Raw genomic sequence first — 14703 nt, forward strand, 5'->3', positions numbered from 1 at the left:
TTTTCTATGTTATTTTTACCTAAAATTAAATGAGCATGTTTTCTTTCGTTAATATATTCAGAATTGTTGCTTTTTTAGAAGGCATTTCATACATCTTACTGCTGTTTATAGCTACGCCTATTAAGTATTTAGCTAACGACCCACAATATGTTAAACTCTTAGGCATGCCACACGGCATTTTATTTATCGCTTACATTGCCTTGGCTTTTGTTTTTAAAAAAGATTTTTCCTGGAACAACAAACAATTTGCGTTTGTGCTTTTAGCTTCCGTGGTTCCGTTCGGGACATTCTATATCGATAAAAACTATATAAAACCTGTAAACTAAATGGATACCAGCCTAAAGCAAATTGTTTACGATTATTTAATCGCCCTCGGAACAACCGAAACCGTTGCCAAATACCTAAACATGCTGGCCCTATTAATCGTTTTGTTAATAGTGGTTTCTGTAATCGATTATGTTATTAGAAAATTACTTAGAGGTACCTTTTCGAAATTTGCAACTAAATCCAAAACAAAATTTGATGATATTCTAGTGGCTAACAAAGCACCACGAAATATCGCACATATAATACCCTTATTAATTGTTATAGAATTTGTACCCGTAGTATTTTTTGATTTTCCTACGTTTGAAAACTTAATCAAAAAAAGTTTAGAAGTCTTCGCCATTATTTTAATACTTTGGATTGTAAGAAGCATACTAAACACCTTAAAGGATTACCTAAAAACCTTACCGCGATTAAAGGACAAGCCAATTGATAGCTATATACAGGTATTCATGATTTTTGCTTGGTTAGCTGGTATTATGTCGGCAATAGCTATTGTTTCTAAAATTGATTTTATCGATTTTTTAACTGGTTTAGGTGCAATATCGGCAGTTATTATACTGGTCTTTAAAGACACTATTTTAGGTTTTGTTGCTAGTATTCAAGTCTCTATAAACGATATGGTACGTATTGGCGATTGGATTACATTCGAGAAATATGGTGCCAACGGCTATGTAACCGAAATAACCTTAGCAACCGTTAAAGTCCAGAATTTCGACAACACCATTACTACAATTCCTACCTATGCCCTTATTTCCGATTCGTTTAAAAACTGGCGCGGAATGACCGATTCTGGCGGAAGACGAATTATGAGAGCCTTATTAATTAAACAAAACAGCATAACATATTTAACCAAAGAGGCTGTTGAAAAACTTAAAGACATCCAATTAATTACCGCTTATTTAGAAAAAAGACAACAAGATATCGAAGCTCATAACGTGCATACCAATGCTAATAAATCCCTATTAATAAATGGCAGAAACCTAACCAATTTTGGGGTTTTCAGAAAATATATAGATGCATATATAAAGCAACATTCGGCCATTAATAAGGAGATGATGATTATGGTACGCCAATTAGAGCCAACACCTCAAGGCATACCACTACAACTTTATGCTTTTAGTAACGATAAACGTTGGGAAAATTACGAGTACATTATGGCCGATATTTTCGACCACCTTATTGCTGCACTACCCTATTTCGATCTCGAGATTTTCGAATTGCCCAGTAATATTATGTTTAAGGATCCACTTTAAAACCAATAAAATTCTGTCTGGTTTTGCCAATACCAACACAGGTGTTCTTCAAAAGCAACTTACTGACTATAAGTCAATTAACTTAAAAACCCCTATAAATAGGGATTGCTTTGCATGGTAATATGCCCTATATTGTCATGTCTATTTCTTCTTCATTGAAGACTCTCGATAATCATTATAAGTCTATAATTAACAGTATTTACTACTCTCCCTTTAAGTATTGATTATCACAGGATTTTTTAATGCTGAAAACTCCCTTTTTAATACTTATTTATAGCTCTTTTTTCAATTATAAAAATGAAAAAAATACCATGGAGTAAGCCGAAAATCCGAATATAAAAAGAGAGTAAGCAACAAATCTAAAAAAATAAGTCATGGAACAAAACCCAAAAAATCAGAATTTAAAGTTCAGGATTCAAGTGAGTTATGAACAAGAACCTCAAGAAAAAATAGACCTTATCGGGTTTCTTTTTAACTGTAAAGGCAGGCTCTTACAAAGGCAACCTGTTAGAAACAACGAATTGCAGTTCAGTCTGAAAAACATGCAAAAACCTAGAGCATTGCAAAACAGCACGAGAATAGACGATCTCCGTTTGTTCATCGCCCCTGCAGCAGATAAACGTGCATTAAAGATTTCCAGCCATAAAGAACTGGAAACTTATAAAGCCTACGAACCCATTTTAGTAACCAACAATAAAGGCAATGTTTCCATAAAACCCATACCAGATGCATTTTCGAGATATTGGCTTTACTGTAAATGCCGTGTAACCGGTAAAATATCAAAATGGTTCAACGGTGGCAATGTTTGGGAAGATAAACCTGTGTGTCGAGCCCGTGTACATATTTGCGAAATCGATAGCATTTTCTATTGGATTAAAAAAGTGCCAGATTACATTATCACTAAAATACCCGATGCCATTTTAAAACCGGAAAGAATAAAAAAAATCCCGATACCTTTTCCCGATCCTCCGCCCTACAGATTTCAGACATCACCAAATTTGCCCCAACCACAACCCAAACCTATCAATCTATTCGATACGACATCTGTTGAAAGCAAACGCAAACAAATCTCGTCCAAATTACCCGATATAGGCGATGCCATTAAACAAAAACTAAAAACTGGCAATGCTAATATTATCCGAGAAACCATCATAGAAAATTATAGTTTATTCCATCCATGGTTTTGTTTGTGGCCCTGGTGGTGGCGTTATTTCTACCGTTGCAAAGAACTGGCCGTAGTTAAAACTAATGCTCACGGACGTTTTGATGCAAGCATAACCTACAATTGTTTTGGTGATAAACCAGACATTTACATTTGGGTAGAATATTTTATCAACGGCGAATGGACCACCGTTTACAGACCACCAATCCCCTGCAATACCCATTGGAATTATAAGTGCGGAACAGATATTAATATCCATATCACAGACCCAAGGGTGACTGGAGAATGTTGTTGCGATTGCCCCATTGGTGGCGAATTGGTTTTTATTAGAACGATTAGCAAAAGCACGAGTGTGTCGCATATTAACCAAAACAGTTATCTACAGGCGCCACCTACGCAAACAGTGCCTTACAACCGCATTGGTTTAACCGATGCCTCGGCCAATGGAGATGTTTGGCCCATAACAACGGTAGTAGGCGATTATAAACGCCCCTTTGGAGGAAGCCCCTCTATTTATATGGGCTTCGGAAGCGACCTTCCAAATAGCAGTATTTATTATTATAGATGGAGCTATAGGCAGGTTGCTGATGTCGATTTGGTGGATGTTGGAGATTCCTATAAACCACTTGAACCAATCAATGGTGCAGTAAATAAAGGATACGATTTCGAGTATCAGGATTCCAATAACGATACCCAAATTGGTGCCAATAGTGTAAAACTCGGTCCTTTTAGTGTTGGCGGCAACGACAATTTGTACATAATCCCTCCGCAGCAACCCGACGAGGCACCATTTAACGTCGCTGAGTCAAACCCGCTATGGCATGAACAAACGTACAATATGAATACCATAAAGTTCGATTCAACAAAATTTGAGGGCGGTGATGGTTTATATGAATTAAAATTGGAATTATTTGATCAATCCGGAAATCTGCTCAGCAATATTTCCAGATCAACATTTAAGGTGCCTCAATACAGTAATGCTGGCTTTAGTGAAAATGCCCCCGATGCACTACTTGAGGATCCCACAGGTACAGCAACGGGAGTAGGGACTGCAGATGCCTTCAACATCTTAATGCGATTTGATAATGAAAGCTGTGATGCCGATATATTTACAATCAATGTTAACGGTACACCAGCTTCGTTGGATTGCTGTGGTTTTGTAAATTATAAACCAGAAGGTGTGGAAGCCGACCTCGAAATTACTTTTGAAGCAACCCACCCCAATAATTTTGCAGTGTTTAGCTTTGGAGTTGTAAAAGGCACCTGTGGCGGTGTGCCTACTGCAAATGCCCAAGGTATGGTTATAGACAGTGCCTCTGGCTATACATTGAGCAGCGGCATTTATAGCAAGCATTTTACACCAGCCGAATTGCTTGGCGAGTGTTATGACAATGGTGAGGGAAAAGCTGCTTTTGGGCAAAATTTAAGGGTGCTTACCATGGCAACAGATGGCCACTCACGGGTAAAACGCGATGCTGGTAAAAGTGCGGCATTTGCCTTAGAGCCTTAAATACCGAGCGTATTGTAAACGCTAAGTCTTAAAACCAATAAAGCCCGTAACGCATTCTTTTACGGGCTTTTTATCAATTTCATTTAAAATATTCTTCTATATATTTGCAGCCAACCAATCTCCTACTTCTTTAGTGCCGTAAGCTTTTCCACCGTCTGCTAAATCCTCTGTAACCATACCTTCAGCCAAAGCTTTATTTACGGCATCTCTAATAGCTTTACCTTCTTCGGGTAAATTAAACGCGGTTTCAAACATCATGGCAGCCGATAAAACCGTAGCCATAGGGTTAGCAATATTCAGTCCCGTTGCCTGTGGGTACGACCCGTGAATAGGCTCGAACAAAGCAATATTAGCACCCATAGACGCCGATGGCATTAAGCCCATCGAGCCCGAAATTACCGAAGCTTCATCCGTTAAAATATCACCAAATAAGTTTTCGGTAATCAGCACATCGTAGCTATTTGGCCATTGTACCAAACGCATCGCTACGGCATCAACAAACTCGTAACTCACTTCCACTTCCGGATAATCTTTTTCCATCGCTTGTACTGTTTCTCGCCATAAACGCGAGGTTTCTAAAACGTTAGCTTTATCCACACAACATAATTTTTTAGAACGCGCCATTGCCAATTCAAAACCTTTTTTTGCTAAACGCTGTACCTCTTCGCGCGTGTAAACACAGTTGTCAAAAGCCGTTTCACCGTTGTCTCTTCTCCCCTTTTCCCCAAAGTAAATGCCACCGGTAAGCTCACGCAAAAACACCAAATCGGTACCTTCAATACGCTCTTTTTTCAATGGCGATTTATCTAATAACGACGGAAATGTAAACGTTGGTCGCACATTGGCAAACAAGCCTAATTTTTTGCGCATTTTTAATAAACCCTGTTCCGGTCGCACAGGCGCACTGGGGTCGTTATCGTATTTCGGGTGGCCAATAGCACCAAACAAAACCGCATCCGATGCCGCACAAATAGCATGCGTTTCATCCGGATAAGGCTCACCAACAGCATCAATGGCCGCGGCACCGGTTAAGGCCGGTTTCCATGTAATTTCGTGTCCAAATTTTTTGGCAACCGCGTCGCTAACTTTTACGGCTTGGTCTATAACCTCTGGTCCAATGCCGTCTCCGGCTAAAAGGGCAATGTTAAATTTCATTGTTGTTTATTTTATATTTTAAAATTCTATTTTAATTCTATTGGGCGTTACCCCGAAAAGGGGTCGGGCTTTCCGCTATATCTTTTAAAATTTTCGTCATTGCGAAGTATATTTTTATTTACTGTAGTAATCTCTTAAATCTGAAAAGATTACTGCGTCGTACCTCCTCGTAATGACGGCTTATTTATTGTTAATTTTAAAAGGATGCCACTGCAATCCCTAACGCAGGCAAATCCGTAAACTTCAGTTTTCATTTCAAAATGCTAAATCTCATCCGCAAAAACTCCCGTCTTCGGTATTCAGTCATCCATTCAACTCACAATAATATTCAGCATTTTCTCGGTTGCCTTTATTGCCGATACCGTTTGGTCCGAGTCCAATCCACGGGTTTTAAATTCCTTTTCAGAATTTTTCCAAGTAATAATAGTTTCGCAAAATGCATTGGATCTACTCCCTGGCGGAATTCTAACCGCATAATCAATCAAATCGGGCAGCACGAGTTTTTTTCTTTTAAACACGTTTTTAATCGCGTTTATAAAGGCATCAAATTGTCCGTCGCCCTGTGAATGCTCTTCAAAAGTCTCGTTTTCAATACTAATTGATACCGTAGTTGATGGCTTTAATCCTTTGGAATGTGTTAATACATACGAGTTCACTTTAACCTTTTCTTCATACGTTCGGTCTAATACATCCGAAATAATATAAGGCAAATCCTCTTTGGTAACTACCTGTTTTTTATCGCCCAACTCAATAATGCGCTGGGTAACCTTCTTTAAATCTTCATCGTCAAGCTGCAGGCCCAATTCTTGTAAATTCTTTTGGATGTTCGCTTTTCCAGAGGCTTTTCCCAAAGCATACTGTCGCTTTCTACCAAAACGCTCGGGCAGTAAATCGCTAAAATAGAGGTTCTTTTTATTATCGCCATCGGCATGAATTCCAGCCGTTTGCGTAAATACGTTGGCGCCAATAACTGGTTTGTTGGCAGGAATCATAACCCCAGAAAAATTCTCCACGAGCTTGCTTACGGTATATAAAACCTTTTCGTTCACGTCTATTTTAACTTCTGGCATAAAATCGTTTATAACCGCAATAGTGCTTGCCATGGGTGCGTTTCCGGCGCGTTCGCCCATGCCGTTTACCGTTAAATGCAAACCGTTGGCTCCGGCCTTTAAAGCTTCCATAACATTGGCAACGCCCAAATCGTAATCGTTGTGCGCGTGAAAATCGAAATGTAAATTTGGGTATTTGTCTTTTATTTCCTTTACAAATGCATAAGATTCTGGAGGTGTTAAAATACCCAAGGTATCCGGTAGCATAATCCGCTTTACCGGTTGTGTGGATAAAAACTCCAAAAACTCAAATACATAGGCTTTGGAATTTCGCATACCATTACTCCAATCCTCTAAATAAATATTGGTTTCAATGTTGCTGACTTTGGCCAGCTTTAAAGTATTTTTAATTTCTTTAAAGTGCTGATTAGAAGTCTTTTTAAGTTGATGGGTTAAATGGTTCAATGAACCTTTGGTTAACAGGTTTTGAACCTTCGCACCAGCCTCTTTCATCCAGTTAATGGACACACCATTATCAACAAAAGTCAATACTTCAACAGCGTGCAAATAGCCATTTTCAGCAGCCCATTGCGTAACATCCTTTACTGCTTGCAGTTCACCTTCCGATACTCTGGCCGATGCAATTTCAATACGATCAACTTTTAATTCTTCCAGTAAAAGTTTTGCAATGGTTAACTTTTCTGAAGCAGAAAACGACACACTCGATGTTTGTTCGCCATCGCGTAATGTCGTATCCATTATTTCAATTTGTCGTGTTGCCATTTACAGCATCAAATTATTAGCAAAAGATTCTATGTCGCCCTTCATGTTTTGAAGATAATCAATATCATCAAAACCGTTAAGCATGTTTTCTTTTTTGTAGCTATTAATTTCAAAAGATTCTTGAGCACCAGTTGATAATATTGTTATCGTTTGATCTGGAAGGTTAACCTCTATTTCTGTATTTGGGTCTTTATAAATTTCTTCAAAAATCTGCTCTGAAAATTCTGGGCTTACCTGAACCGGTAAAACGCCAACATTTAAACAGTTATTTCTAAAAATATCGGCAAAGAAACTCGAAACGACACAACGGAAACCATAATCGTAAACCGCCCAAGCTGCGTGCTCTCTTGACGAACCCGAACCGAAATTCTTTCCCCCAACCAATATTTTTCCGCTATAAATGGGGTTGTTTAAAACAAAACTTTCTTTTGGCGTATTGTCGTTATTATATCTCCAATCTCTAAATAAATTGTCTCCAAAACCTTCACGTTTTGTGGCTTTTAAAAAACGCGCCGGTATAATTTGATCGGTATCCACATTTTCCAAAGGCAATGGAACTGCCGTACTTTTTAATGTTGTAAATTTATCGTAAGCCATAATTTTAGTATTCAGTTGCCAGTCATCAGTTGGCAGTCAATAATTTATTTTAATATTTTTTGTGCAGTATCAATTTTCATTTTATGTAACTGAAAACTGCTTACTGCTTACTGTAAACTTATAAAAGTTCTCTTGGATCTGTTACAACGCCAGTTACGGCGGCGGCGGCGGCAACCAGTGGGCTTGCCAGCATGGTTCGTGAGCCTGGGCCTTGGCGACCTTCAAAGTTTCTATTGGAGGTGCTTACTGCATATTTCCCTGCTGGAATTTTATCATCGTTCATCGCTAAACATGCCGAACAACCTGGTTGGCGTAATGTAAAGCCAGCTTGGGTGATTATATCTAAAAGACCTTCTTCTTTAATTTTATTTTGAACTTCGTGCGAACCTGGAACTAACCATGCGGTAATGTTGTCGGCTTTTTTTCTGCCTTTAACTATAGATGCAAAGGCACGAAAATCTTCAATCCTGCCATTGGTACAACTTCCTAAGAATACGTAATCTACTTTTTTGCCAATCATGGCATCGTTTTCTTGGTACCCCATGTAATCCAAAGATTTTTTGTAAGTAGCTACGCCACCTTCAACAGCTTCGGCATTTGGGATATTGTTGGAAATGCCCATGCCCATTCCGGGGTTTGTTCCGTAGGTTATCATGGGTTCAATATTGCTTGCATTAAAAGTCAATTCTTTATCGAAGGTTGCATCGGCATCGGTTTTTAATGTTTTCCAATGCGACACGGCTTTATCCCAAGCTTCACCTTTTAACGAAAGTGGTTTGTCTTTTAAATAGGCAAAAGTGGTTTCGTCTGGAGCTATCATGCCGCCACGAGCACCCATTTCAATAGAAAGGTTGCAAACGGTCATACGACCTTCCATGGTCATGTTTTCAAAAACATCACCTGCATATTCAACAAAATAGCCTGTTGCTCCAGAGGTTGTTAACTGCGAAATAATGTACAAAGCCACATCTTTTGGGGTAACGCCCTTGCCCAATTGCCCATTAACATTAATGCGCATTTTTTTAGGTTTGGGTTGCATGATGCATTGTGTAGACAGCACCATTTCGACCTCTGAAGTGCCAATACCAAAGGCAATAGCGCCAAATGCACCGTGTGTTGATGTGTGCGAGTCGCCACAAACAATTGTGGCACCTGGGAACGTAATGCCGTTTTCTGGCCCCACAACGTGAACAATACCGTTCTTTTTATGCCCTAATCCCCAATGACTAATACCGTATTCGTTGGAATTGTCTTCTAAAGCCTTTAATTGATTTGCCGATAAAGGGTCTTCAACTGGTAAGTGCTGATTTATAGTTGGGGTATTATGGTCTGCTGTAGCAAATGTACGTTCGGGGTACAATACGCTTAGGCCTCTGTTTTTTAATCCTAGAAAAGCAACTGGACTAGTTACTTCGTGTATAAAGTGGCGGTCTATAAAAAACACATCTGGCCCGCCTTCTATTTGCCGTACCACATGGGCATCCCACACTTTGTCAAACAATGTTTTGCTCATAAAATATTTAATTTTTGTGTTAAAAACCCCCTAAATCTGTTGGTGTTTGGATATTAGGGAATTATACAGAATAACAAATTTATAGTATAATGCAGTTATTTAAAACTATATGCGGGTTTGTTGTTGGATTTTTATAAAATTTATAACAGATGCATAATAAATTGAATTTTATGCAACAGAACAACTTAATTGATTATAATTTTTAAACAGTTTTTTTTATTGTTAAGCACCAAGGTATCTATATGTTTTTACCGTGTGCTTTGGGTTTTCCGTTATCGTCTAGATTAACCATAATGATGTTTGAAATGGTAATTATGGTTTCGCGTGTCATAATGTTCCTTACCTCGCAGCGTAGTGCTATATAGGCGTTTCCAACTTTGGTGATTTCAATTCCTATTTCCACAACATCGCCTTGTTTTGCCGAAGCCACAAAATCTATAGCGCCCATAGATTTGGTAACTACTTTTTTGTTGTTAAATTGTATAATGGCAAAAAGGGCTGCTTCTTCGTCTATCCATTCCAGAAGGCGTCCACCAAAAAGGGTGCCGTTGGGGTTTAAATCTTCGGGTTTAATCCATTTTCTTGTTTGAAACTTCATGTCTTTAAATTGGATTTATAAATGTTTGCTTGTTTTTATTTTAAAAATATTCAGCACAAATGTCACAATTATTTATTAATGATGGATATTTCTAATGTTCTTTTATGTGTTATAACCTTCTTTAAGCTAAGCCTTACATATATTTTAAATGGGTTTAGCTCATTTATTTTAGCTTTTCAATAATACTTTGGTTCATTTTTTGTTCCTGTTGGACAAAATTTTTTTAAATCCGCAGGTTTACTGTACAGGCCTTAGGTATAGTAAAGTGGATATTTTCTGGATTGCCAATACTTCGGGTCTTCATTTTATTTTATTAAAGATAAAAAACTTTAATGTTAATAACCTAGTTGATAATTATAATGCACACAGAAATTTACAAGCTATAAAAATTGATATTTTTAATAAAAACTAAAACCATGAACACGAGAACAATTAACTTAAAAGGTATTCGACCAGAAATTCCTTCAGCAATAATTAATGATTATATGAGTGCCGATGAGCGTTTTCAGAATTTAGTTTTGCGACCAATTGTAAAGCTACAAAATGAATTACTTATTGAGGTTTTTAAAAATTATGTAGTTAAACACAAATCTGTTTTTTACGATTTATCGTTACAAAAGCGAATGGATTATATTGAAAATGCGATACAAAAAGATATGAAATTCAGAAACTCGGTAAAAGGCATGATAATTGGGCTTTTTACTGTTGAAGAGTATTTAATCTATATTGAAAATTCTTCGGCCTTAAATAAGCGCATGATGCACATTGTTAAGGAACGATTGCTAAGCAATATTCAATTGTTTGAAAAACCTGAGTTGCTGGCTGCGGTTTAAATTTAAAGAAACACAATTATTTTTCAATCAACGAAACCCCATTTAAATCGGTAGTGAGCACCTCGCTCATATAATCAAAATACGGACGAATAGCCTTAAACGACTCATTTACAGTCTCTAAAAATTTGGGCGACAATACTTCTTTGTCTGTAATTTTTTTAACAAAAATGTATTGTTTCTTTTTAATTAAATCGATGGCTTTATGATCTTTTGCAAATCCTCTAGGAGCAGATTTAACTTCATCTCCTACAAATGAATTGCCCCAAATTGTGTTAAACTTTTTATTTGCTAAAATGTTTCTAATTTCAGAATCATCCATTTCAAACTCTTTACGAATACGCAATAAATCCTCTTTGGCTGGCTCCCAAAAACCCGTGGCAATAAAACTCTCGTTGTTGGGTTGAATATGAAGATAATAGCCGCCTCGCAACTTGGGTTTTGTTCGGTTGAACGAGCCACCGAAATGGGTTTTGTAGGGGTGTTTGTTTTTAGAAAAACGCACATCCCTGTAGATGCGAAACATTTTTAGCTTATCGATATCGTCGTGTTTGTTTAGGCTTTCTAAAACCGAATTGAAAATCGCTTTTATTTCTGTTTCTATAGCTTTAAACTCGGGTTTGTTCTCGTTAAACCAATCGCGGTTGTTATTTTTTTCCAGTTTTTTTAAGAAGCTTAATGCCGATTTTAATGCCAATGCGCTCATGTTAAAAGTATTATTATTTGGTTAGTGCCTAAAAGATTATAAGAACGTTAAATTACAAAAGCTTAGGCATTATTCAAATTCTATACGGTTAAGAATTAAGCCAGAAGCTGGTGCGATGAAATTCATTTTTTTTGCAGTTTCTTTGTTTAGGCTTAATTTTATATCGGTTAGTGTTAGTTTTTCTTTGCCCAAATCTATAAGCGTGCCCATCATTAACCGTATTTGGTTTCGCATAAAACCTTTGCCTCTAACACGCAATAGGTAAGATTTTTCAGGAAAATAATTTGCGGTATAAAGAGTGTTTTCCACTATTTCGCAGCTTATAATCTCTCGGGTATAAACGCCGTTATCTGTGGGTTTGTAGCAATAAGATTTAAAATAATGCGAACCCTCAAAAAGTTTTGCGCCTTGTTTCATTGTTTCTATATTCAAATCATCAAGAATAGTGGTCATTATTGGCGCACAAAACGGGTGGCATTTTTGTCCGTATGTAAATAAATACAAGTATTCTTTAACTTTAGAATGTTGAATGATATTGAATTTCTCATCAACCTCTTTAATACTTAAAGCCCGAATATCTTGCGGAAGGTTGTAATTAAATAGCTCTAAAAAGGCGTTTAAATCTTCAATAGGCTCAAATAAAAACAACTCGATTGAAGCACTTTCTGCCGAAACCATAGCATCGGTTCTGCCCGAACTTAAAGTTTTAAAACGTTTGCCTTGTAAAATAAAATTTAGTGTTCTATCTACCATTAAATGCAATGTTTTTACATCGGGTTGCTTTTGCCAACCATGAAACCGATAGCCTAAATATTGAATGGTAATGAGATAAAAATACTTATTGGTTTTCATTTTTATACTATTGTAACACCTACTTTATATTTGCCTTTTTTGTTTTTTTTTGGAGCTATTACTTATGCCGTTTTTTTAATTCGGTTTCAATATCTTTTAAAGTAAATCCTTTGGCTTGTAACAACATTAAATAATGAAATAGCAAATCTGCCGATTCGTAAAGGAATAGTTCGTTGTTGTTATCCATCGCTTCAATAACGGTTTCCACTGCCTCCTCGCCTACTTTTTGGGCAATTTTATTTATTCCTTTCGAGAACAAACTCGCTACATACGATTTTCGGGTATCTTTATTGGCAACGCGTTCTGCAATAACGTTTTCTAAAGTTGAAAAGAAACCATAGTTGGGTATATTATCTTCTCCCCAACAATTATCGGTGCCTTTGTGGCAGGTTGGTCCTTGTGGATTTGCTTGAATTAGGAGCGTGTCGTTATCGCAATCATTTTTAATATCAACCAGGTTTAACACATTTCCACTTTCCTCGCCTTTAGTCCATAAACGCTGTTTGCTTCTGCTAAAAAAAGTAACTTGGTTGGTTTCAAGTGTTTTATTGTATGCTTCTTCATTCATATAGCCCAACATTAGCACATTTTTTGTTGTGGCGTCTTGTATGATTGCGGGGATTAGAGCCCCCTCTAGCTCCCCCCAAAGGGGAGAAATAATACCTTTATGTTTTTCGTTGTTCATTTCTAAATATTTAATTGAGATTAAATTCCCTTTTTGGGGATTAGGGTGCTAATCGTACTTCAATATTATTAGCTTTTAGTTCTTTTTTTAAATCTGGAATAGGGATTTCTCCAAAATGAAACACACTGGCGGCCAAAGCAGCATCTGCTTTTCCGTCTTTAAAAGTATCTATAAAATGCTGTACGTTTCCTGCCCCGCCTGATGCAATTATGGGTATGTTTAAAGTTTCAGAAAGTTTTTTTAAGGCTTGATTTGCAAATCCGTTTTTAGTCCCATCATGATTCATGGAAGTAAATAAAATTTCGCCGGCACCTCGATTTTCTACTTCTTTTGCCCATTCAAATAAATCTAATTTTGTAGGGATACTACCGCCCGCTAAATGCACTTTCCATTGGCCGTCCACTAATTTGGCATCGATAGCAACTACAATGCATTGGCTTCCAAATTTATTGGACAATTCATTAATTAATTCTGGGCGTTTTATTGCCGATGAGTTAACCGAAACTTTATCGGCACCGCATTTTAAAAGGGCATCGACATCTTCGATAGACGAAATACCGCCGCCAACGGTAAACGGGATATTAACTTGTTCGGCAACGTGCAAGACCATATCTAAAGTGGTGGCCCTACCCTCTAAAGTAGCCGATATATCGAGAAAAACAAGTTCGTCTGCGCCAAGGTTTGCGTATTGTTTTGCTAGTTCAACCGGGTCGCCGGCATCGCGCAAATCTAGAAAATTAACACCTTTTACGGTGCGACCATTTTTTATATCTAAACAAGGGATTATTCTTTTTGTTAGCATTGGAAATTATTTTTTTCATTTCCGCAAAGGCGAAAATCTTAGTGTTTTAGTTATCAAGTGGATTTCTGCCTTCGCAGGAATGACAAATTCGATTAGATATACTTTTCTAATTGTTTTAAACTAATTCTATTCTCGTAAATCGCTTTTCCAATAATGACACCTTCGCATCCTAAGGCTTTTAAAACAGGTAATTCTTCAATGGTTGAAATACCACCTGAGGCGATTAATTTTATAGATTGTCCGCTACTACTATTTGAACATTCATTAATGATTTGTTTGTACAATTCTACTGATGGGCCCTCAAGCATCCCATCTTTAGAAATATCTGTACAAATAACATACTGGATGCTCTTTTTTTGGTATTTTTTTATGAACGGAATAACCGCCTCTTGACTTTGTTCCATCCAACCACTAATAGATACTTTTCCGTTATCGCTATCGGCACCTAAAATAATTTTTGTGGCCCCATATTTTGATATCCAACCTTCAAAAGTTTCTGGATCTTTAACGGCAATACTTCCTCCGGTAATTTGTCTAGCACCCGAATTAAAGGCTATATGTAAATCTTCATTGGTTTTTAAGCCCCCCCCAAAATCGATTTTAAGATTTGTTTTAGATGCGATTTGTTCTAAAACTTTATAGTTTACAATGTGTTTTGCCTTTGCACCGTCTAAATCTACTAAGTGTAAATATTCAATTCCTGAATCTTGAAAGGTTTTTGCAATTTCAAGCGGACTTTCACTATATATTTTTTTTGTGCCGTAATCGCCTTTGGTTAAGCGTACACATTTCCCGTCTATAATATCTATGGCTGGTATAATTCTCATATTTTAGCTTTTGGCTATTAGCGGTTTGCCATTAGCTAAAAGCTAAAGGCTAAA

The 14703-nt window shown here is 37.2% G+C and carries 14 protein-coding genes; 4 read left to right on the top strand and 10 right to left on the bottom strand.

The window, feature by feature from the left end; translation table 11 throughout:
- The first annotated feature begins 35 nt into the window (after window positions 1–35).
- The 3 genes from ACFSQS_RS03000 to ACFSQS_RS03010 all read left to right on the top strand — a co-directional run bounded on the left by ACFSQS_RS03000 (window position 36) and on the right by ACFSQS_RS03010 (window position 4252).
- Window positions 36–326: a DUF3817 domain-containing protein gene (locus ACFSQS_RS03000; RefSeq protein WP_388013874.1), complete on the top strand. Its 291-nt coding sequence runs from the start codon at window positions 36–38 to the stop codon at window positions 324–326.
- On the top strand, window positions 327–1580 hold the full coding sequence (locus ACFSQS_RS03005) for a mechanosensitive ion channel family protein (RefSeq protein WP_388013877.1): 1254 nt from the start codon (window positions 327–329) through the stop codon (window positions 1578–1580). It abuts the gene before it with no gap.
- 374 nt (window positions 1581–1954) lie between these two features.
- Complete coding sequence (locus tag ACFSQS_RS03010; protein WP_388013880.1) at window positions 1955–4252, top strand: hypothetical protein; 2298 nt, start codon at window positions 1955–1957, stop codon at window positions 4250–4252.
- A gap of 96 nt (window positions 4253–4348) precedes the next feature.
- Here the strand turns inward: ACFSQS_RS03010 and leuB are convergent, their stop codons facing one another.
- The 5 genes from leuB to ACFSQS_RS03035 form a co-directional block, all read right to left on the bottom strand.
- Complete coding sequence (leuB, locus tag ACFSQS_RS03015) at window positions 4349–5407, bottom strand: 3-isopropylmalate dehydrogenase (protein ID WP_388013883.1); 1059 nt, start codon at window positions 5405–5407, stop codon at window positions 4349–4351.
- A 311-nt stretch (window positions 5408–5718) separates the two neighbouring features.
- Complete coding sequence (locus tag ACFSQS_RS03020) at window positions 5719–7239, bottom strand: alpha-isopropylmalate synthase regulatory domain-containing protein (RefSeq protein ID WP_388013886.1); 1521 nt, start codon at window positions 7237–7239, stop codon at window positions 5719–5721.
- Window positions 7240–7836, bottom strand: coding sequence for a 3-isopropylmalate dehydratase small subunit (leuD, locus tag ACFSQS_RS03025; protein ID WP_388013889.1), 597 nt, complete (start codon window positions 7834–7836; stop codon window positions 7240–7242).
- Between the two features lie 118 nt (window positions 7837–7954).
- On the bottom strand, window positions 7955–9349 hold the full coding sequence (leuC, locus tag ACFSQS_RS03030) for a 3-isopropylmalate dehydratase large subunit (protein ID WP_388013892.1): 1395 nt from the start codon (window positions 9347–9349) through the stop codon (window positions 7955–7957).
- A 238-nt stretch (window positions 9350–9587) separates the two neighbouring features.
- Window positions 9588–9947 (bottom strand): acyl-CoA thioesterase, encoded by a 360-nt coding sequence (locus ACFSQS_RS03035; RefSeq protein ID WP_388013895.1) that lies wholly within the window; start codon window positions 9945–9947, stop codon window positions 9588–9590.
- A gap of 416 nt (window positions 9948–10363) precedes the next feature.
- Here ACFSQS_RS03035 and ACFSQS_RS03040 point away from each other — a divergent pair, with 416 nt between their 5' ends.
- Window positions 10364–10780, top strand: a complete 417-nt coding sequence (locus ACFSQS_RS03040; protein ID WP_388013898.1) for a glyoxalase — start codon at window positions 10364–10366, stop codon at window positions 10778–10780.
- 16 nt (window positions 10781–10796) lie between these two features.
- On the opposite strand, the gene ACFSQS_RS03045 is transcribed toward ACFSQS_RS03040, so the two are convergent.
- The 5 genes from ACFSQS_RS03045 to hisA form a co-directional block, all read right to left on the bottom strand.
- Window positions 10797–11483, bottom strand: coding sequence for a DUF2461 domain-containing protein (locus ACFSQS_RS03045; protein WP_388013901.1), 687 nt, complete (start codon window positions 11481–11483; stop codon window positions 10797–10799).
- 69 nt (window positions 11484–11552) lie between these two features.
- Window positions 11553–12335 carry a tRNA pseudouridine synthase A gene (locus ACFSQS_RS03050; protein WP_388013904.1) on the bottom strand — a complete coding sequence of 261 codons (783 nt, stop codon included), beginning with the start codon at window positions 12333–12335 and terminating at the stop codon, window positions 11553–11555.
- A 58-nt stretch (window positions 12336–12393) separates the two neighbouring features.
- A complete protein-coding gene (gene hisIE, locus ACFSQS_RS03055; protein ID WP_388013907.1) occupies window positions 12394–13020 on the bottom strand; it encodes a bifunctional phosphoribosyl-AMP cyclohydrolase/phosphoribosyl-ATP diphosphatase HisIE in 627 nt (208 codons plus the stop codon).
- A gap of 40 nt (window positions 13021–13060) precedes the next feature.
- Window positions 13061–13822, bottom strand: coding sequence for an imidazole glycerol phosphate synthase subunit HisF (gene hisF, locus ACFSQS_RS03060; RefSeq protein ID WP_388013910.1), 762 nt, complete (start codon window positions 13820–13822; stop codon window positions 13061–13063).
- A 92-nt stretch (window positions 13823–13914) separates the two neighbouring features.
- Complete coding sequence (gene hisA, locus ACFSQS_RS03065; protein ID WP_388013913.1) at window positions 13915–14649, bottom strand: 1-(5-phosphoribosyl)-5-[(5-phosphoribosylamino)methylideneamino]imidazole-4-carboxamide isomerase; 735 nt, start codon at window positions 14647–14649, stop codon at window positions 13915–13917.
- Between the last annotated feature and the right edge of the window lie 54 nt (window positions 14650–14703).

Source organism: Gelatiniphilus marinus (assembly GCF_042684345.1).
Taxonomy (GTDB): Bacteria; Bacteroidota; Bacteroidia; order Flavobacteriales; family Flavobacteriaceae; genus Gelatiniphilus; species Gelatiniphilus marinus.